14 protein-coding genes, 2 pseudogenes and 1 other annotated feature are annotated in these 17212 nt (G+C 36.8%); of the genes and pseudogenes, 2 read left to right on the forward strand and 14 right to left on the reverse strand.

From position 1 onward, the window contains the following. Positions 1 to 8 precede the first annotated feature (8 nt). From hisS to BCER98_RS15785, 11 genes are all read right to left on the reverse strand, one after another. The gene (hisS, locus tag BCER98_RS15735) at positions 9 to 1280 is read right to left on the reverse strand and encodes a histidine--tRNA ligase (protein ID WP_012095580.1); all 1272 of its coding nucleotides are present in this window, start codon (positions 1278 to 1280) and stop codon (positions 9 to 11) included. 69 nt (positions 1281 to 1349) lie between these two features. Then, positions 1350 to 1581: a binding site (T-box leader), on the reverse strand. 54 nt (positions 1582 to 1635) lie between these two features. Further along, positions 1636 to 1812, reverse strand: a complete 177-nt coding sequence (locus tag BCER98_RS22645) for a hypothetical protein (RefSeq protein WP_012095581.1) — start codon at positions 1810 to 1812, stop codon at positions 1636 to 1638. An 86-nt stretch (positions 1813 to 1898) separates the two neighbouring features. Beyond that, a complete protein-coding gene (locus BCER98_RS15745; protein WP_041810042.1) occupies positions 1899 to 2090 on the reverse strand; it encodes a hypothetical protein in 192 nt (63 codons plus the stop codon). A gap of 268 nt (positions 2091 to 2358) precedes the next feature. Beyond that, complete coding sequence (locus BCER98_RS15750) at positions 2359 to 3048, reverse strand: alpha/beta fold hydrolase (RefSeq protein WP_012095582.1); 690 nt, start codon at positions 3046 to 3048, stop codon at positions 2359 to 2361. 135 nt (positions 3049 to 3183) lie between these two features. After that, complete coding sequence (dtd, locus tag BCER98_RS15755) at positions 3184 to 3624, reverse strand: D-aminoacyl-tRNA deacylase (protein WP_012095583.1); 441 nt, start codon at positions 3622 to 3624, stop codon at positions 3184 to 3186. 17 nt (positions 3625 to 3641) lie between these two features. After that, positions 3642 to 5825 (reverse strand): GTP diphosphokinase, encoded by a 2184-nt coding sequence (gene relA / locus BCER98_RS15760; RefSeq protein WP_012095584.1) that lies wholly within the window; start codon positions 5823 to 5825, stop codon positions 3642 to 3644. Between the two features lie 208 nt (positions 5826 to 6033). Continuing rightward, positions 6034 to 6546 carry an adenine phosphoribosyltransferase gene (locus BCER98_RS15765; RefSeq protein ID WP_012095585.1) on the reverse strand — a complete coding sequence of 171 codons (513 nt, stop codon included), beginning with the start codon at positions 6544 to 6546 and terminating at the stop codon, positions 6034 to 6036. A gap of 48 nt (positions 6547 to 6594) precedes the next feature. Further along, entirely contained in the window at positions 6595 to 8934 is a 2340-nt protein-coding gene (recJ, locus tag BCER98_RS15770; RefSeq protein WP_012095586.1) for a single-stranded-DNA-specific exonuclease RecJ, read from the reverse strand. Positions 8935 to 9013: 79 nt separating this feature from the next. Further along, complete coding sequence (locus tag BCER98_RS15775; protein ID WP_012095587.1) at positions 9014 to 9907, reverse strand: cation diffusion facilitator family transporter; 894 nt, start codon at positions 9905 to 9907, stop codon at positions 9014 to 9016. A 281-nt stretch (positions 9908 to 10188) separates the two neighbouring features. Continuing rightward, complete coding sequence (gene secDF, locus BCER98_RS15780; protein ID WP_012095588.1) at positions 10189 to 12447, reverse strand: protein translocase subunit SecDF; 2259 nt, start codon at positions 12445 to 12447, stop codon at positions 10189 to 10191. A gap of 300 nt (positions 12448 to 12747) precedes the next feature. Continuing rightward, a complete protein-coding gene (locus BCER98_RS15785; RefSeq protein WP_012095589.1) occupies positions 12748 to 13029 on the reverse strand; it encodes a post-transcriptional regulator in 282 nt (93 codons plus the stop codon). A gap of 192 nt (positions 13030 to 13221) precedes the next feature. On the opposite strand from BCER98_RS15785, the gene spoVB reads away from it, so the two are divergent. Both spoVB and BCER98_RS15795 read left to right on the forward strand, forming a co-directional pair. Continuing rightward, positions 13222 to 14775, forward strand: a complete 1554-nt coding sequence (gene spoVB / locus BCER98_RS15790; protein ID WP_012095590.1) for a stage V sporulation protein B — start codon at positions 13222 to 13224, stop codon at positions 14773 to 14775. Positions 14776 to 14857: 82 nt separating this feature from the next. Then, positions 14858 to 15238 carry a TIGR04086 family membrane protein gene (locus BCER98_RS15795; RefSeq protein WP_012095591.1) on the forward strand — a complete coding sequence of 127 codons (381 nt, stop codon included), beginning with the start codon at positions 14858 to 14860 and terminating at the stop codon, positions 15236 to 15238. Positions 15239 to 15368: 130 nt separating this feature from the next. Here BCER98_RS15795 and BCER98_RS15800 read toward each other — a convergent pair. The 3 genes and pseudogenes from BCER98_RS15800 to BCER98_RS23510 form a co-directional block, all read right to left on the reverse strand. Then, positions 15369 to 15940 (reverse strand): annotated as a pseudogene (locus BCER98_RS15800) (nitroreductase family protein). A gap of 66 nt (positions 15941 to 16006) precedes the next feature. Beyond that, positions 16007 to 16792: a glucose 1-dehydrogenase gene (gene gdh / locus BCER98_RS15805; RefSeq protein ID WP_012095592.1), complete on the reverse strand. Its 786-nt coding sequence runs from the start codon at positions 16790 to 16792 to the stop codon at positions 16007 to 16009. A 15-nt stretch (positions 16793 to 16807) separates the two neighbouring features. After that, positions 16808 to 16969 (reverse strand): annotated as a pseudogene (locus tag BCER98_RS23510) (glucose transporter GlcU); the annotation flags it as partial. Positions 16970 to 17212: the final 243 nt, after the last annotated feature.

Raw genomic sequence — 17212 nt, forward strand, 5'->3', positions numbered from 1 at the left:
AGTTCCCCCTATATTAATTTCTCTGCGATATATGAAGCAAATACATCTAATGCTACTTCTTCTTGCTCGCCTGTCGCCATATCCTTCAAATTAATCACACCTTTATCTAGCTCATCTTCACCTAATACCGCTACATATTTCGCATTTAGACGATCCGCTGATTTAAATTGTGCTTTCATTTTACGATTTAAATAATCTTTTTCAACTGATAGGCCAGATTTACGAAGGTCAAAAGCAACTTTTGCAGCATGATCCTTCGCCTTATCACCAAGTGCAACAACGTAACAATCAATTGTATTTTCAATTGGCAACTCGATATTTTCAGCTTTTAGTGCCATAATTAAACGTTCAATACTCATCGCAAAACCGATACCAGGCATTTCTGGGCCACCGATTTCTTGAACAAGTCCATTATAACGTCCACCACCACTTAATGTTGTAATGGCACCAAATCCTTCCGCTTCACTCATAATTTCAAAAACAGTGTGTTGATAATAATCTAAACCACGCACTAAGTTTGGATCTTTTTCAAATGGAACGCCCATCATTGTTAATAGCTCTTGAACCTTTTCATAATATGCCGTTGATTCTTCGTTTAAATAATCTGTAATAGATGGTGCTGTATTCATTAATTCATGATCACGATCTCTCTTACAGTCTAAAATACGAAGTGGGTTTTTCTCTAAACGAGATTGGCAATCGGAACAAAACTCACCGATGCGCGGTTTAAAGTGAGCGATTAACGCTTCTCGATGCGCTTGACGGCTCGCTGGATCTCCTAAGCTATTTAATACAACTTTAATATTTTTTAAACCCATACCGCGGTAAAATTCTACCGCAAGTGCAATTACTTCGGCATCAATTGCAGGATCGTTACTACCGATTGCTTCAATACCGAATTGGACGAATTGACGATAACGACCTGCTTGCGGTCTTTCATAACGGAACATTTGACCGATATAGTATAATTTCGTTGGCTGTGTTGCATCACCGAACATTTTATTTTCAACATAAGAACGCACAACAGGTGCAGTACCTTCTGGACGAAGTGTTAAACTGCGGTCTCCGCGATCTTGGAATGTGTACATTTCTTTTTGAACAATATCTGTTGTATCACCAACGCCGCGTAAAAACAGCTCTGTATGTTCAAAAATTGGTGTACGAATTTCTTTATAATTGTAACGACGGCAAATTTCGCGCGCTTGTCCTTCGATATATTGCCATAATTCTACACTACCTGGAAGAATATCTTGCGTTCCGCGTGGGATTTGAATAGACATATTCAGTTCCTCCTCAAATTATTTTAATCTTAATAAAAATAAAAAAACTCTCGACTCTACTGATTATCCAGTAGGGACGAGAGTATAATACCCGTGGTGCCACCCTAATTGAAGCAACGTATGCTTCCACTTTTTTTAATAACGCTTAAAGTTTGCGTTCAACTCTACTAAGCATACGCCTTTCAAGCTAAAACCTCCAGAGTGTCATTCAATAAGTCATCATGTAGAAATGCTTTCAGCCTAAGACATTTCCTCTCTTTCCATGTGTATCTCATTTACTCTTCTCGATCAACGGTTCTGTCCATATGTAAATATAAAATTACTATACGTTTGTTAAGAACGATTGTCAAGTGCTCTAGGAACGTTCCAATTGCTTCTTTAAACGTCTTACATCTTGAAGGGAAATCCCAAACTCAGAAGCAAGCTCCATCCCAGTATTCGTTTGTTCTTTTGAAATAAAATCATGGAAACTCACATTAAATAATTGATTTGCACCATTTGTAACAGAATGTCCCTTTTCATTCATACGCATATATGTATCCCTCACATTCAATATGGATGTATTTATGTTTTATTGTTCCATATTGATTGGATGGTTATACGTATAAAGGAATCACGTTATTCCATGTCACTTTTATATAAGTAATCTGCTCTTTGAAACATAAAAAATGTTACAACACTTGCTGCTATTACAAATATTACCCAAGTACTGTAACTTAAGGCTACGAGAGTAACTCCTACTGCATGTAAAAAAAGAGCCAAGCTGAACCACAAGAAAAATTTAGAATCTTTGAATATAGACCAATTCATACACTTTCTCCCCCTGACCACACATATATTCGAATATTTTTACTATTGCTTACATTATACTATATCATTAATTTATTGCTTCCAAACAAACATTAGCGTTCGATTCACAACAATAATGATAGCCAGTATTTCTTCTGCTCGAAATCCCCAATCTCCTACAACTCCAAGAATACATAACTTCATCATGAAATATAGGGCGATATTAAATACTGGCAGTACCCAAATCTATCTCCTACTTTTGCTTTCCCTTCTACCATAGAAAGTAAACTCATTCTACACACTTATTCAATATATGGACTAATGCCTCTGGATTTGTTTCCATTATCCAATGTCCACCAGATTCAATGGAAAAAACATTCCATTTTCTATCTCTTGCTTTTTTTGCTGACGCTAAGAAGATAGGTGTCATTGGCCAATACTCTGGATGATCCTGTATTTCTACGTATATATGCGGTATATGTTGAACAATAGGATTTTTTATTTCAACAGCTTGTGTAAAAGCCAACAATGACATAGCTGATTTTCTTTCATCGAATGTATTTCTAGGTAGAACACGCCATCCTTCCCCGTATGCTTTTACTTCTTCTATAAAGTGTGCAGCCATTTTTGATCCAGAAATGTCCATGACAGAATCACCGTCGTCCGGAATCATTGCATCCACATATACCATTTTCTTAATAAATTCTGGAATTACTTCCGCCACACCTGTAATCACCATACCAGAATAACTATGCCCCACTAAAATTACGTCTTTTAACTCCTCGTATCGAATGACATTAACAATATCTTGAATATATGTATTTAATCCGATACTAGGTTGCATAAGATGTGTTCGTTCTCCAAGCCCCGTTAATGTAGGAGTATATACACGATGGCCATCTTTCCTTAAAAGTGCAGCCACTTTCCCCCAGACATAACTACCATCCCATGCACCATGAACAAGTACAAACGTTTCCATCAAATTCTCCTCCCATAATCCCCCAAAATATATTATGTATTTTCACAAATATCATAACAATAATTAGAAAAATATACCATTAAAAGAAATTATAAAAAAAGAGAGGCTCACATACTCCTCTCTTCTTCCAAAACACTATTTACTTTCTACAATTAAGGTCACCGGACCATCGTTTACTAAAGAAACGTCCATCATTGCTCCGAATTTACCTGTTTCTACGTGCAGCCCTTGTTTACGAATTTCTTCGTTAAAGAAATCGTATAAGCGCTCTGCATAGTCAGGTTTCGCAGCATTCATAAAGTTTGGGCGTCTTCCTTTACGACAATCCCCGTATAATGTAAATTGCGAGATGGATAAAACTTGTCCTTTTACATCGAGTATAGAATGGTTCATTTTGCCGTTCTCATCTTCAAAAATACGTAAGTTCGCAATTTTTTCAGCAATGTAAGCTGCATCTTGTTCTGTATCTTCATGCGTAATGCCAACTAGTAATGTTAAGCCAAACGGAATTTGTCCCACAATCTCACCATCTACTGTGACGGACGCTTCCTTTGATCGCTGTAAGACAACTCTCATATGTTATACACTCCCTATTAATGCATCATACGGCGTACTGCATAAATTTCTGGAACTTGTTTAATACGCTCTACTACCTTTTTCAAATGTTGTAAGTTACGAATGGAAATCGACATGTTAATGGTTGCCATTTTATTGCGGTCACTTCGACCCGAAACAGCCGAAATGTAAGTTTTCGTCTCTGTAACAGCTTGTAGCACCTCATTTAACAAGCCGCGACGATCGTAACCAGAAATTTCAATATCAACATTATACTCAATTTCTTTTTCAGGGCTACCTTCCCACTCGACCTCTAATAAACGCTCTTTCGCTTCTTCCGTGTGCACATTCACGCAGTCACGACGATGAATAGAGACACCGCGGCCTTTCGTAATATATCCGATAATATCGTCACCGGGAACTGGGTTACAACATTTTGATAAACGAATTAATAAATTATCTGCACCACTTACTTTTACACCAGAGTCCCATTTTCGAATTTTCATTGGTTTACGAACTTCTTTAACCTCAACAATATCTTGCTCTTCTTCACGTTGTTTGCGGAACTTGTCCGTTAATCGCGTTACAATTTGCGCAGCTGTAATCCCGTTGTATCCTACCGCTACAAACATATCTTCTTCATTAGCAAAATTAAATTTCTCCGCAACGCGTTTTAAATTATCTGGTGCGAGTACTTCTTTCATTTCAAACTCTGAGCTACGCACTTCTTTTTCAACAAGTTCGCGTCCTTTGTCAATATTCTCTTCACGACGTTGCTTTTTGAAAAATTGACGAATCTTATTTTTCGCATGAGAAGTTTGTGCAAGTTTTACCCAATCTTGACTTGGTCCATATGAATGTTTAGAGGTTAAAATTTCAATAATGTCACCTGTTTTTAACTTATAATCAAGAGTGACCATTTTACCATTTACTTTTGCGCCAATGGTCTTATTACCGATTTCTGAATGAACACGGTATGCAAAATCAATTGGAACCGAACCCATTGGCAATTCCATTACATCACCTTTTGGTGTAAAGACAAACACCATATCGGAAAATAAATCAATCTTTAATGACTCCATAAACTCTTCCGCATTAGAAGCTTCGTTTTGCCATTCTAATATTTGTCTAAACCATGTTAATTTTTTCTCAAGCGTTCCTGTCGCTGCTGCTTTTCCTTCTTTATATGCCCAGTGTGCCGCAATTCCATATTCAGCAATTTCATGCATTTCCTTCGTACGAATTTGCACTTCAAGTGGATCGCCCTTTGGACCGATGACAGTTGTATGCAACGATTGATATAGGTTTGCTTTTGGCATTGCGATATAATCTTTAAAACGTCCTGGCATCGGTTTCCAGCACGTATGAATAATTCCTAATACCGCATAGCAATCCTTAATACTATTGACAACAACACGCACAGCTAACAAATCATAAATTTCATTAAACTGTTTATTTTGAAGTGCCATTTTACGATAAATGCTATAAATATGTTTCGGTCTTCCTGAAATATCTGGATGAATAGAAACCTCATTTAATTTCTCTTGAATACTTGTCATAACCTCATCTAAATATTCTTCACGTTCCGCGCGTTTTCGCTTCATCAAATTCACAATACGATAATATTGTTGTGGATTTAAATAACGAAGTGATGTATCTTCAAGCTCCCATTTAATCGTATTGATTCCGAGCCTATGTGCTAAAGGTGCAAAAATTTCTAACGTTTCATTTGCAATGCGACGCTGCTTTTCTTGAGGCAAATGCTTAAGCGTACGCATATTATGAAGCCGGTCAGCTAATTTAATTAAAATGACACGAATATCTTGCGCCATTGCAATAAACATTTTGCGATGGTTCTCTGCCTGTTGCTGTTCATGAGACTTATATTTAATTTTCCCAAGTTTTGTAACACCATCAACAAGCATTGCAATTTCTTTACTAAATTCCCGTTCAATATCCTCTAATGTAACTTCTGTATCTTCTACTACATCATGTAAAAATCCAGCTGATACTGTAGAGGGATCCATGTGTAAATCAACTAAAATACCTGCAACTTGAATCGGATGAATAATATATGGTTCGCCCGATTTTCTATACTGTTCGCTATGTGCATCACGTGCATATTCATAGGCACGCGCCACCAGTTCTATATCATCGTCCGCTAAATATTGTCCCGCTTTTTCGAGTACCTGTTCGGCTGTTAGTACTTGCTCATTTGCCATCGAATCACCTTTTATTGAAAATTGTCTTTCCCTTGTCAGTAGAATAAATTTTATTCTATCATTATAACCTAATGATTGTGAATTGTGAAAAGGAAAAGATTTTACTGATATTTCGCCATACTTTTTTATACAATTATACAAAAGTACCCGCTCCTCTCCAAGAGATTCACGGGTACTTTTTATCGCCGTAACTTCACCTATCTTATCATTAGTATTTTTCTAATACTAATACATCGTAACCTTCTAATTTTTCACGACCTTCTAAATAAGTAAGCTCTACTAAAAATGCAATACCAGCTACAATTCCACCAAGTTCTTCAACAAGTTGAATCGTTGCTTCAATTGTTCCGCCTGTAGCTAATAAATCATCTGTAATTAATACTCGTTGACCTGGCTTAATAGCATCTTTATGAATTGTTAGAACATCTTTACCATACTCTTTACCGTAATCAACTTTAATGATTTCTCGTGGTAATTTCCCTAATTTACGAACAGGCGCAAATCCTACTTCTAACGCATAAGAAACTGGGCAACCAATAATAAACCCACGCGCTTCTGGGCCTACTACAAGATCAATATTTCTTTCTTTTGCATAAGCAACGATTTCATCTGTTGCCGCTTTATATGCTTTCCCATTGTTCATTAAAGGTGTAATATCTTTAAATACAATTCCTTCTTTTGGATAATCTGGTACAATTGCGATATGTTGCTTAAAATCCATATTTCTGAATCCTCCTCAGATATGAAAGGCTTGTAAATAGCAAACCCCTTATCTTAACTGTTCTATTTCTTTATGATTACGAATCGTTTCAAACCATGTGTACAGCTGTTGATATGTGCTATATACTAATTCTTTTTCAAGTTGTAAATGGTTCATTTTCTCACGATATGTGTTCGATTCAGTTAAATCACGCTTTTGAATTTGTTCGGCCATAAAAATGACACCGTCTTTTATTGTAACAAATTCTAACTCAAAAAACACCTGTGTCATGAAATTTACTGTATCTTTTGACCACCCTTTATGACGGCATAGTTGCTCGCCATATTGCCTTAAAGAAAATGGGGCTTTTTGATGTAAGAAAGAGTAATACCATTTAAAGTGTTCTCTCGTTGGAACTGTGCTAAACAAATGATTATTTTCTTGATAAAATAACGTATAAATACGAGCCGGGAAGCCAACTTGAAATATATTTCGCAACTCTTCTATCCCTTTTGGTAAGTCAAGTAAAACAACATACTCACCATCTAAACGAGTGACTGCTGATGCATGCACAAGTTGCTCTTTATAACCTTCTAAAGAAAATTTATTCAATACATCTTCAGAAAAATACACTATAATTATTTTTTCTTTTGGAAGTTCTGCTAAATTCACTTCTACATTACGCATGCTGCGCCAATCAAATAGTTGCCACGCTTCTACTGCGATATCTTGCACCATTAACTGCGGTTTCTTAAAATTATTCCATTCGTTAATAGATACTTCTCCTACAACAGAAACTTTCGCAACTGGAGAAATCTCTTTTGCATAGGCACCAAATCCAAAACCAATTGTATCTAGCGTAGCTTGTCCATCCCGAAGAGCCATTTTTAAATGAGAGCCATCTGATCCGATTGCGCGAATACTTTCTAAATCAGCATCTTTCACTGCGATACATGGTTTTGGATTTCCAACACCAAATGGTGCCAACTTCTGCATATCTTCAATTGCTGAAAGAGTGACATCCTCTACTTTACAAACGGCATCTATAGTTGTAATCGGAATAAAATCTTCCTCTACTAAGACTGCATTCGCTTGTTCATTCAAACGGCGTCTCAGTTCATCTACATCATTCATATGAAGCGTCATCCCTGCTGCCATTGGATGACCTCCAAAATGAGGTAATAAATCTCTACAATCCGATAAATTAGCAAACAAATCAAACCCTTCAATACTGCGCGCAGATCCCTTGGCAATTTGTTTCTCAGAATCAATACTTAACACAATCGTCGGACGATAAAAACGTTCTACCAATTTAGAAGCAACAATTCCAATTACCCCCGGGTTCCAGCCTTCTTTCGCAAGAACAAGCACTTTATTCTCCTCTGGTGGATATTTACATTCCACCTCAATAATTGCTTCCTCGGTAATTTGTTTCACAATATCTTTTCGTAGTTTGTTTAATTCATCAATTTCTTCTGCCAGCTCTTTTGCTTCTTCTGGATCTTCTGATAGCAGAAGATGAACTGCCGGAGCAGCATCTTCTAAACGTCCAACCGCATTAATACGAGGCGCCAACAAAAAACCAATACTTTCTTCTGTAATTTCACTTTGCGAGACATTCGCCACTTTAAAAAGTGCTTTTAAGCCGATGTTTTTTGTCATTCTCATATGTTTTAATCCGCGCTGTACAATTAATCTATTCTCACCATGAAGTGATACTAAGTCAGCTACTGTACCAATAACAGCAATTTCTAGCAAATGCTCCGGAACACGCCCTAGCAACGCATGCGCTACTTTAAAAGCAACACCAACCCCTGCTAAATAGTGAAACGGATATACACCACCCTCAAGCTTCGGATGAATAATCGCAAGTGCTTCTGGCAGTTCTGGCGGTGGCTCATGATGATCTGTAATAATTAAATCAATTCCAAGCTCTTTTGCCACTTGCGCCTCATGTACTGCTGCTATTCCTGTATCAACCGTAATAATTAAAGAAAAACCGGCTTGGTGCGCCCAACGAAACGCCTCTTCATTTGGTCCATATCCTTCCGTAAAACGGTTTGGAATATAAAATTCCACATCTGCTCCTAATTCTTGAAGCGCTAAAAATAGTACGGTCGTACTACTGACTCCGTCTGCATCATAGTCACCAAATATTAAAATCTGCTCTCCATTTTGGATCGCCTGTTTCACACGCTCTACTGTCCGATCCATGCCTTCTAATAAAAATGGATCATGAAATTCTTGCTCTGCTGTATTAAAAAAATCCATAATCTTATCTTCTGTATCTAAACCTCTACCGAGGAATAAAGAAACAACAAGTGGTGATAATTGCAATTTACTTGCTAATTCCCTCACCAGTTCTTCATTATATGTTTTTTCTTTCCAACGCGTTTTCGGTTGTAACACGAAATCACCCCTTAACCTGTTCATTATACAAGACAGATTAAGGGGTGACAATATCATTCACCATTCCACAACATTCGTATTAATCTGGCGAATACGGATTAATATGAACAAACACATTTTGGACATTATCTTGCTTCATTAATACTTCTTTTACACATTTCCCAATACGATGCCCTTCTTCCACTGTAATATATGGGTCAACAGACACTTTAATATCAACAATTACATAATGTCCATGCTCACGCGCATATAGAGAACCTATTTTCTTCACGCCTTCTATTTGAAGAACTGCTTCCCTTAATGGAATGACATGTTCTTCATGCAGAACATGATCAAGTGTCGTATGAATCGCCTCTCCACCAATATCCCATGCCATCTTTACAACAAATAATGAGACAAATAGCCCTGCAACAGGATCAGCATACACAAGCCAACTAGCATCTATTTGATTTCCAATAATTGCTGCACAAATTCCGATTAAAGCTGTAATTGAAGAAAACACATCTGAACGGTGTTCATATGCATTTGCAATAATTGCATCACTATTTACCCGTTTCCCTAACCGATACTTATATTGAAACATCCCTTCCTTAACAACAATAGAAAGGATAACAGCAAAAATGGCAATCCCTTTCGGCGGATCAAGTTCCTCAGTAAAAGCTTTAATCGAAGATATAGCAATTTCAATTCCAACAATAAATAATAAAACGGCAACAATAATCGCTGAGATCGATTCCGCTTTCCCATGACCATAAGGATGATCTTCATCAGGCGGTTGCTTAGCTGCACGCAGCCCAAAAAAGACAGCCAACGAACCAACTACATCCGATGCTGAATGAACTGCATCTGCTAAAAGCGCTTTACTATTTCCCATATAGCCGATTACTGCTTTCACAATCGCTAGCACAATATTCCCAACGATTCCGACAATAGCTCCAAACTCCGCCTGTTTAAAACGTTCATCTTTTTCCATAACTGAAGTCCCTTCTTTTCTCAAAAATACCTTTTCATTGTAGCAAAAATGCTAACAATAGTATCACTCCCTTCTCGTTTATCCATTACTACTTTCATAAGAAAGAGCATCACTTAATCCTATTCCAACAGTTTCCTAACCTAAAGAAGAAAGCTTCTCTTCAGACCCCAATTGGTTCTACTTCCTTTAGCTAGGTACATAAAAGGAAATATCTCTTTATTGTATCCATAGACGAAAAAAGAGATGCCTCGAAAGAGACATCATCTTTTATTTTTCTCATTTTAAACTTGTGGTTTAGATTCTTCTGCTACTATCTTTTTCTTTCCTTTTTTCAAACGGCGCTTTTCAAGCATAAGCCAAATTTGGGATGCAACGAAAACAGAAGAATACGTACCTACAACTAATCCTATCATTAATGCAAACGAGAAGTTTCGTAACGATTCACTACCGAAAATCATCAGTGCAATCACAGGGAATAGCACAGTTAATACTGTATTAATAGAACGACCAATTGTTTGACGAATACTCGCGTTTACAATTTCTTCTAGATCTTTTGAATCGCGAATACGTTTTTTCTGTTTGTATAACTCACGGTTTCTGTCAAATGTAACAATCGAGTCATTGATAGAATAACCAATAATGGTTAAGACAGCTGCAATAAATGTTAAATCTACTTCCAAACGGAAAATACTAAACACCACAATCATTACAAATGCATCATGGAGTAATGCAGCGACAGCAGATACCGCATATGTAAATCGGAAACGAATGCTTACATATAGTATGATAACCGCTGAAGCAATCAGAACTGCGATGAAGGCATTTTGTGCAATTTCCTTCCCGATTGTTGGCGAAACTGTGCTTACATTTGGTTCTGTACCATATTTATCATGGAAGAATGTTTTCGCTTTTGCGATTTCCTCTTTTGATAAAACACCAATTGTACGAACAGCGAATCCTTTATTGTCATCACCTGTTGGTACAATATCTTCTTCTTTCACATCAATTTTCAATTCATGTAAATCCTTATAAACTTGAGAAACACTAATTGTTTGTTTTGATTGCAAGTCCATACGTGTACCACTTGCAAAGTCAATACCTAAGTTCAGTTTGAAAATTGGTAGTATAATTGCTCCTGCAATAACAACTACAATTGAGAATAATAAAAATTTGTGACCGATACTTACAAAGTTAATGCGGTCAAATTTTGTTGGTGCATGCTCAACGCCTTTTGACAATGGAATAATTTCTTTTTGTTTCACACCAAAGTAAGCTGGTTTTTTATCAAAATAACGGCTCTTCACAAGTAATCCTAGTAAGAAACGAGTACCGAATACGTTCGTAATAAAACCAACAAAAATACTTACAATCAAACTTGTTGCAAACCCTTGTACAGAGCTTGTACCATATACAAATAGCACGCCGGCTGCTGCAAGGGTTGTAATATTTGCATCCAAAATTGTCGCTAAGGAACGATGGTTACCTGAGCGATATGCTGACATCATGGATTTACCAATTCGCAATTCTTCCTTCAATCTCTCGTACGTAATAATATTCGCATCAACAGCGATACCAACCCCGAGCACTAAAGCCGCAATACCTGGCAATGTAAGAACAGCATGCATCCAGTTAAAGACAAGAAGCGTCATAAAAATATACAGCCCTAGCATAATCACTGCGATAAATCCTGGTAAACGATAGAATACAAGCATGAATAAGAAAATAAGAGCTATGCCAATCACACTAGCAAAAATTGTTTCTTCTAATGCTTGTTGACCAAATTTCGCCCCAACAGATGTTGAATACATTTCTTTTAAATCAACAGGAAGTGCCCCTGCATTTAATAAAGATGAAAGCTGCTTTGCACTTTCAACTGTAAAGTTTCCACCTACAATAGAAACTTCCGTTTGATTAAATACTTGATTTACTGTTGCTGCTGATAAAAATTTTGGATTTGGTTTTGTAGATTCCGCTTTATAAGAATCCTTACCTTCTTCAAAGTCAAGCCAAATTACCATCAAGTTTGTTGGTGGTGGCATTTTAGAAATTTTTTCTGTTACTTCGCGGAATTTGTCAGCACTTTTTAATGTAAGTCCAACGCTTGGTCGTCCTTGTTCATCAAATGTTTGCTTTGCTCCTCCGCCTTTTAAATCTGCCCCATCCATAAGAAGATTATCATTCACATCACGGAATGTTAACTTTGCTTGGGTAGATAAAATTTCACGTGCTTTTTGTTGATCTTTTACACCAGCAAGCTGAACACGAATTCGATCTTTTCCTTCGATTTGAATGTTCGGCTCACTTACACCAAGAACATTGACGCGGTTATTCAAAGCACCTACTGTACTCACAAGTGCATCGTGATCAATTTTATCCCCTTTCTTTGCTGGTTTTACTTGATACAAGATTTCAAAACCACCGCGAAGGTCTAACCCAAGACTAATGCCTTTTGTTATGTTTTTTCCTGTCGCACCAATAATCCCACCGATTAATAAAACAGTGAGGAAAAAGGCGACAATTCTTGTACTACGCTTTGCCATATGTACCTTCTTTCTGCTACTAACATCATAAAGAAATGTAATCTTATATGGAATAATATTCACATATATATTTGTCCAGTTAGTAGACTTCCTTTCTGTAAATTTTTCAATGTTTGACTAGCTCATCGCTAGTATATTAGGTAACGTTTCATTCGATTGAAGAATAATATCACCTACATATATCAATGATTGTGTCTATATCCTACCTCCTTTTATATAAAATCTTAGACAATAATAAACTCCTCTTTATCAATACCTATCATTATACTGCAAAAGGAAGAACAAACCAATTGCAGTCAGTTATTTATTTTCATACTCTTCAAATGACGAAAGCGGTGCTTGATATGCTTCCACAGTTAAATACGTCATATACTCATTTGCAGTTAGCGTTAATATATCATTTACTAATTCATATAATCTAACATTGCTATCTACCTTTTTCCATTTTTTAAATTTCAAGTACTTCCAAATATCTTCTATTGTGACTTGATCATACCCGATCATTCGGAACTCTTCTATCTTACTTTGTAAAACGACTTGTAACTGTCCGCGGTAAGCTTCTACAATATCTTCTTTTTCCAATTTACATCACATCTCCTTCTTATCTCAGCACGAAAAGTCGCTTAAGATCCCGCTCTAATGGACAGCAATAACTGCATTTAATCATTTTATTTCTTTCTATTCTTCTTAAATGCTTGTCATTCTTGTCTCATACGTGCATATAAATTATTGTAAATCATTCCATTGATTTTGAGAAGGTAGGAGAAAAAGATCATGACAAGACAAAGCTTTTTACGAGGTGCATTTATTTTAATGCTAGCTGGCTTGATTACAAAAATCCTTGGGTTTATTAACCGTATTGTAATGGCACGCATTTTAGGGGAAGAAGGTGTCGGTCTTTATATGATGGCTGTCCCTACTTTCATCTTAGCCATTGTTTTAACACAAATCGGCCTTCCCGTTGCTATTGCAAAATTCGTTGCAGAAGCGGAGGCAATGAATGACCGGCAAAAGGTCAAAAGAATTTTAACCGTATCATTAGCAGTCACATCTGTTATTAGCATTATTTTAACGATTGCTATCATGCTGCTCACACCTATTTTAGCTGAAACACTTTTAACTGATGAAAGAACCTATTATCCGTTAATGGCTATTTTACCTGTCGTTCCTGTCATTGCTGTTTCATCTGTGTTGCGAGGGTATTTCCAAGGAAAACAAAATATGAAGCCAGGTGCTTATGCACAAGTACTAGAACAAGTGGTTCGCATCACAATTATCGCTATCTGCATTCGGCTATTTTTACCTTATGGCGTTGAATATGCAGCAGCAGGTGCTATGCTCTCAGCTGTCCTTGGTGAGGTTGCTTCTTTATTATTTCTACTCACATTATTCCAGCATGAAAAACATATTTCCATACGCAACGGTTTTCTAAACACTGTGAAAGAGAGTAAACATACGTTTCATTCGCTTATGGAAATTGCACTGCCAACGACAGGAAGTCGCTTAATTGGATCGATTTCTTATTTTTTTGAGCCGATTGTCGTCATGCAAAGTTTGGCAATTGCTGGTGTTGCCGCTTCCGTCGCCACACAGCAATACGGCATCTTAAATGGCTATGCCTTCCCCCTCCTATCGCTACCTGCATTCATTACATACGCCCTTTCTACAGCACTCGTACCATCTATTAGCGAAGCGATGGCGAAAAGGCAACATCAGTTAGTAGAATATCGCCTGCAACAAGCATTGCGAATTTCTTTAATTACAGGCGGTTGGTCTGTCATTATTCTTTATGTATTTGCTTCACCCGTATTAACTCTTATGTATGGTTCTGACAGTGCCACTGCATTTATACGACTACTTGCACCTTGTTTTTTATTTCATTACTTTCAAAGCCCGCTCACATCCGTTTTACAAGCTTTAAACTTAGCTAAAGCTGCGATGATGAATACATTTGTTGGTGCGATTGTAAAATTACTTGTTATCTTTATTCTCGCCTCAAGACCAGAATTTCAAATGATGGGAGTTGCACTTGCTATTGCTGCTAATATTATTACAGTAACATTTCTTCATTATGCGACCGTCTTAAAAAAAATTACATTCACCATTTATTTAAAAGACTATCTTTATGGGGGAATTGCCATCCTAGCCGCAGGTACGTTTGGATTTTATCTTCATAACCATGTTGTATTTTCTCAATCACTCGGCATACAAACATTATGGGAAATTACATTAACTACACTCATCTACATCGTTCTCCTGCTCATCTTTAAGCTCATTCGGAAAGAAGAATTACGAAGAATCCCTTTCCTTCGTAAACTATTTATATAGCAAGAATGCTCTCTATGTACAAGAAACTAGTCTAACTTATCAAATTTTGAAATATGTTTGTATTAAAAAGGGGGCATGCACAATGGATGGATCAAAAAAGTTCTCTATCGCCATCGGAGCTGGCATTATCACAATCTTGATTCTTGCTTCTATAACAAGCATGATAATCGCTCTTTTATTAAAGTTCACAAATATTAACGAAGGAACATTAGCAATTACAATTTTTATACTCGCTCTTCTTTCTATGCTCATTGCTGGTTTTATTGCTGGCAAAAAAGCGCAAGGGAGAGGGTGGCTAGTCGGGGTTACAACTGGATTTACTTTTACAATTCTCGTATTTCTCGTTCATTACTTAGGTTTCTCCCAAACTTTATCTAACTCTCAGCTTCTCTACCAGCTTGCTTTAATAGGAGCTAGCACACTTGGAGGGATCTTAGGAGTGAATACGGCAAAGCAAAAATAAAAACAAAAAATATGCGCTCATCATACATGGAAATAACGGATTACCATAACGAAGAAAAGCCCTGCGTCTGCAGGGCCTTTTATCCAGAACGTATTCCGTCTAACAAAAAAAACTTCCGTATGCAACTAGATTATTTGTAAAATTTCATGTGATTTTCTAATGCCGGGAATTCTTTTTCTCCAGCTGGTGCTACCGGTTTACCTAATGACATTTACGCAATGATTTCCCAGATTTCTGGGACATTCCATTCTTTTTTCACTTCATCATCAATTAATGGATTATATTGCTGTAATGTTGCACCGAATCCTTCGATTTCTAATAGTGTCCAAATTACAAATTGTAACATACCTAATGATTGCTCAGATCATCTTGGGAAATTCTCTTTAATATGATGCAAATTGTTCTTGAAGCCCTTCTACTACTTTGCTGTCTTCAAAGAATAAAACTGTTCCATAACCACTTTTACATGCATTCATTTTTCTTCATTTGAACCAAAGTTATTTTTAGGAACAATTTTTCGTAATGTTTCTTTTGTCATATCCCATAAATTATCATGTTGTTCTCCTAATACAACAACATGGCACTTTGAGCGTTGAAAGCTGACGGTGTATGCTTTACAACATGCTGAATTACCTGTTGAATTTTTTCATCAGAAACTACTTGTTCTTTACTAATTCCATAAAACCCATAGAGAAAAGAAATCCTCTCCGCAGGCTTGTTATGGAAAAAATTAAGAACCTCTCTTTTGCTTCCTATATGGATTTAAAATTAGCCACGTCCAGCTTGGAATGATGGATATAAAGTCATTCCGCCATCAGCAAACAATGTAATTCCTGTTACATAACTTGCTTGCGAGGAAGCAAGCCATGCTGCTACCGCCGCAATTTCTTCTGGCTTTCCGATGTATCCCATTGGAATCATACTTTCAACATCTGCACGTTTTTCTGGGTCCGCAAATTTTTCCGCATTAATTGGCGTATTGATTGCGCCCGGTCCAATATTGTTTACACGAATTCCTTTTGGTGCATATTCTAACGCTAATGTTTCAGTCATTAACTTCATACCACCTTTACTTGCCGCATAATGTACAAATAATGGCCATGGAATTTTCTCATGAACACTAGACATGTTAATCACGCTACCTTTAATATCATTTTCAACAAAATATTTAATTGCTTCTCGACTTCCTAAAAAAGTACCTGTTAAATTTGTTTCGATAACTCGATTCCAATCACTTAATGACATTTTATGTGAATCTACCGGATTTTCAATACCAGCATTATTAATCATGACATCTAGTGTACCAAACTCTTTCACAGCTGTCTGAACTAGATTGATTACATCTGCTTCTACCGTGACATCTCCTTTTACCGCGATAGCTTCTCCGCCTGCCTTTTGTATTTTTTCTACGATTTCTTGTGCTTCCGCTTCATTCGAACGATAATTCACTACAACTTTCGCTTTTTCCTCTCCAAAGCGAATCGACATCGCTTTTCCTATTCCTTTTGATGCACCTGTAATAACAACAACTTTTCCTTTTAAATCTGGATACATACCATCGTCCTCCTTTTATCCTACAATACGAGTTGTGATAATAAAGATGGTTTTAATAATCATTGCAATGAATTGAAGTCTTGCTTTCTTCTCACCTAAAGTTGAGATTACAATTCCCATTTCGGAAAAGCTTGTTACAACCTCTACAAGCGGTTATGAAATAAACAAAAACATATCGATTCTATTTTGTCCCAATTCAAGCTTTTTATAGCCGATTTAGAAACGTACGAACCCGCCTCCCCTACTTCCCGAATAGTCAACTTGCTCTCTATTCTCCAAATATACGATTCATCAGCATTTACCTTTTCAAGTCACGGTTGTAATTGTACCGATATAAAATTTATTAAAAGTACAAATCGCCTTCTGTTGAAAAATCAGTCTAATTCTCTTACTTCAAATGACAATAATAATCGTTCAACC

It is taken from the genome of Bacillus cytotoxicus NVH 391-98 (genome assembly GCF_000017425.1).
Classification (GTDB): domain Bacteria; phylum Bacillota; class Bacilli; order Bacillales; family Bacillaceae_G; genus Bacillus_A; species Bacillus_A cytotoxicus.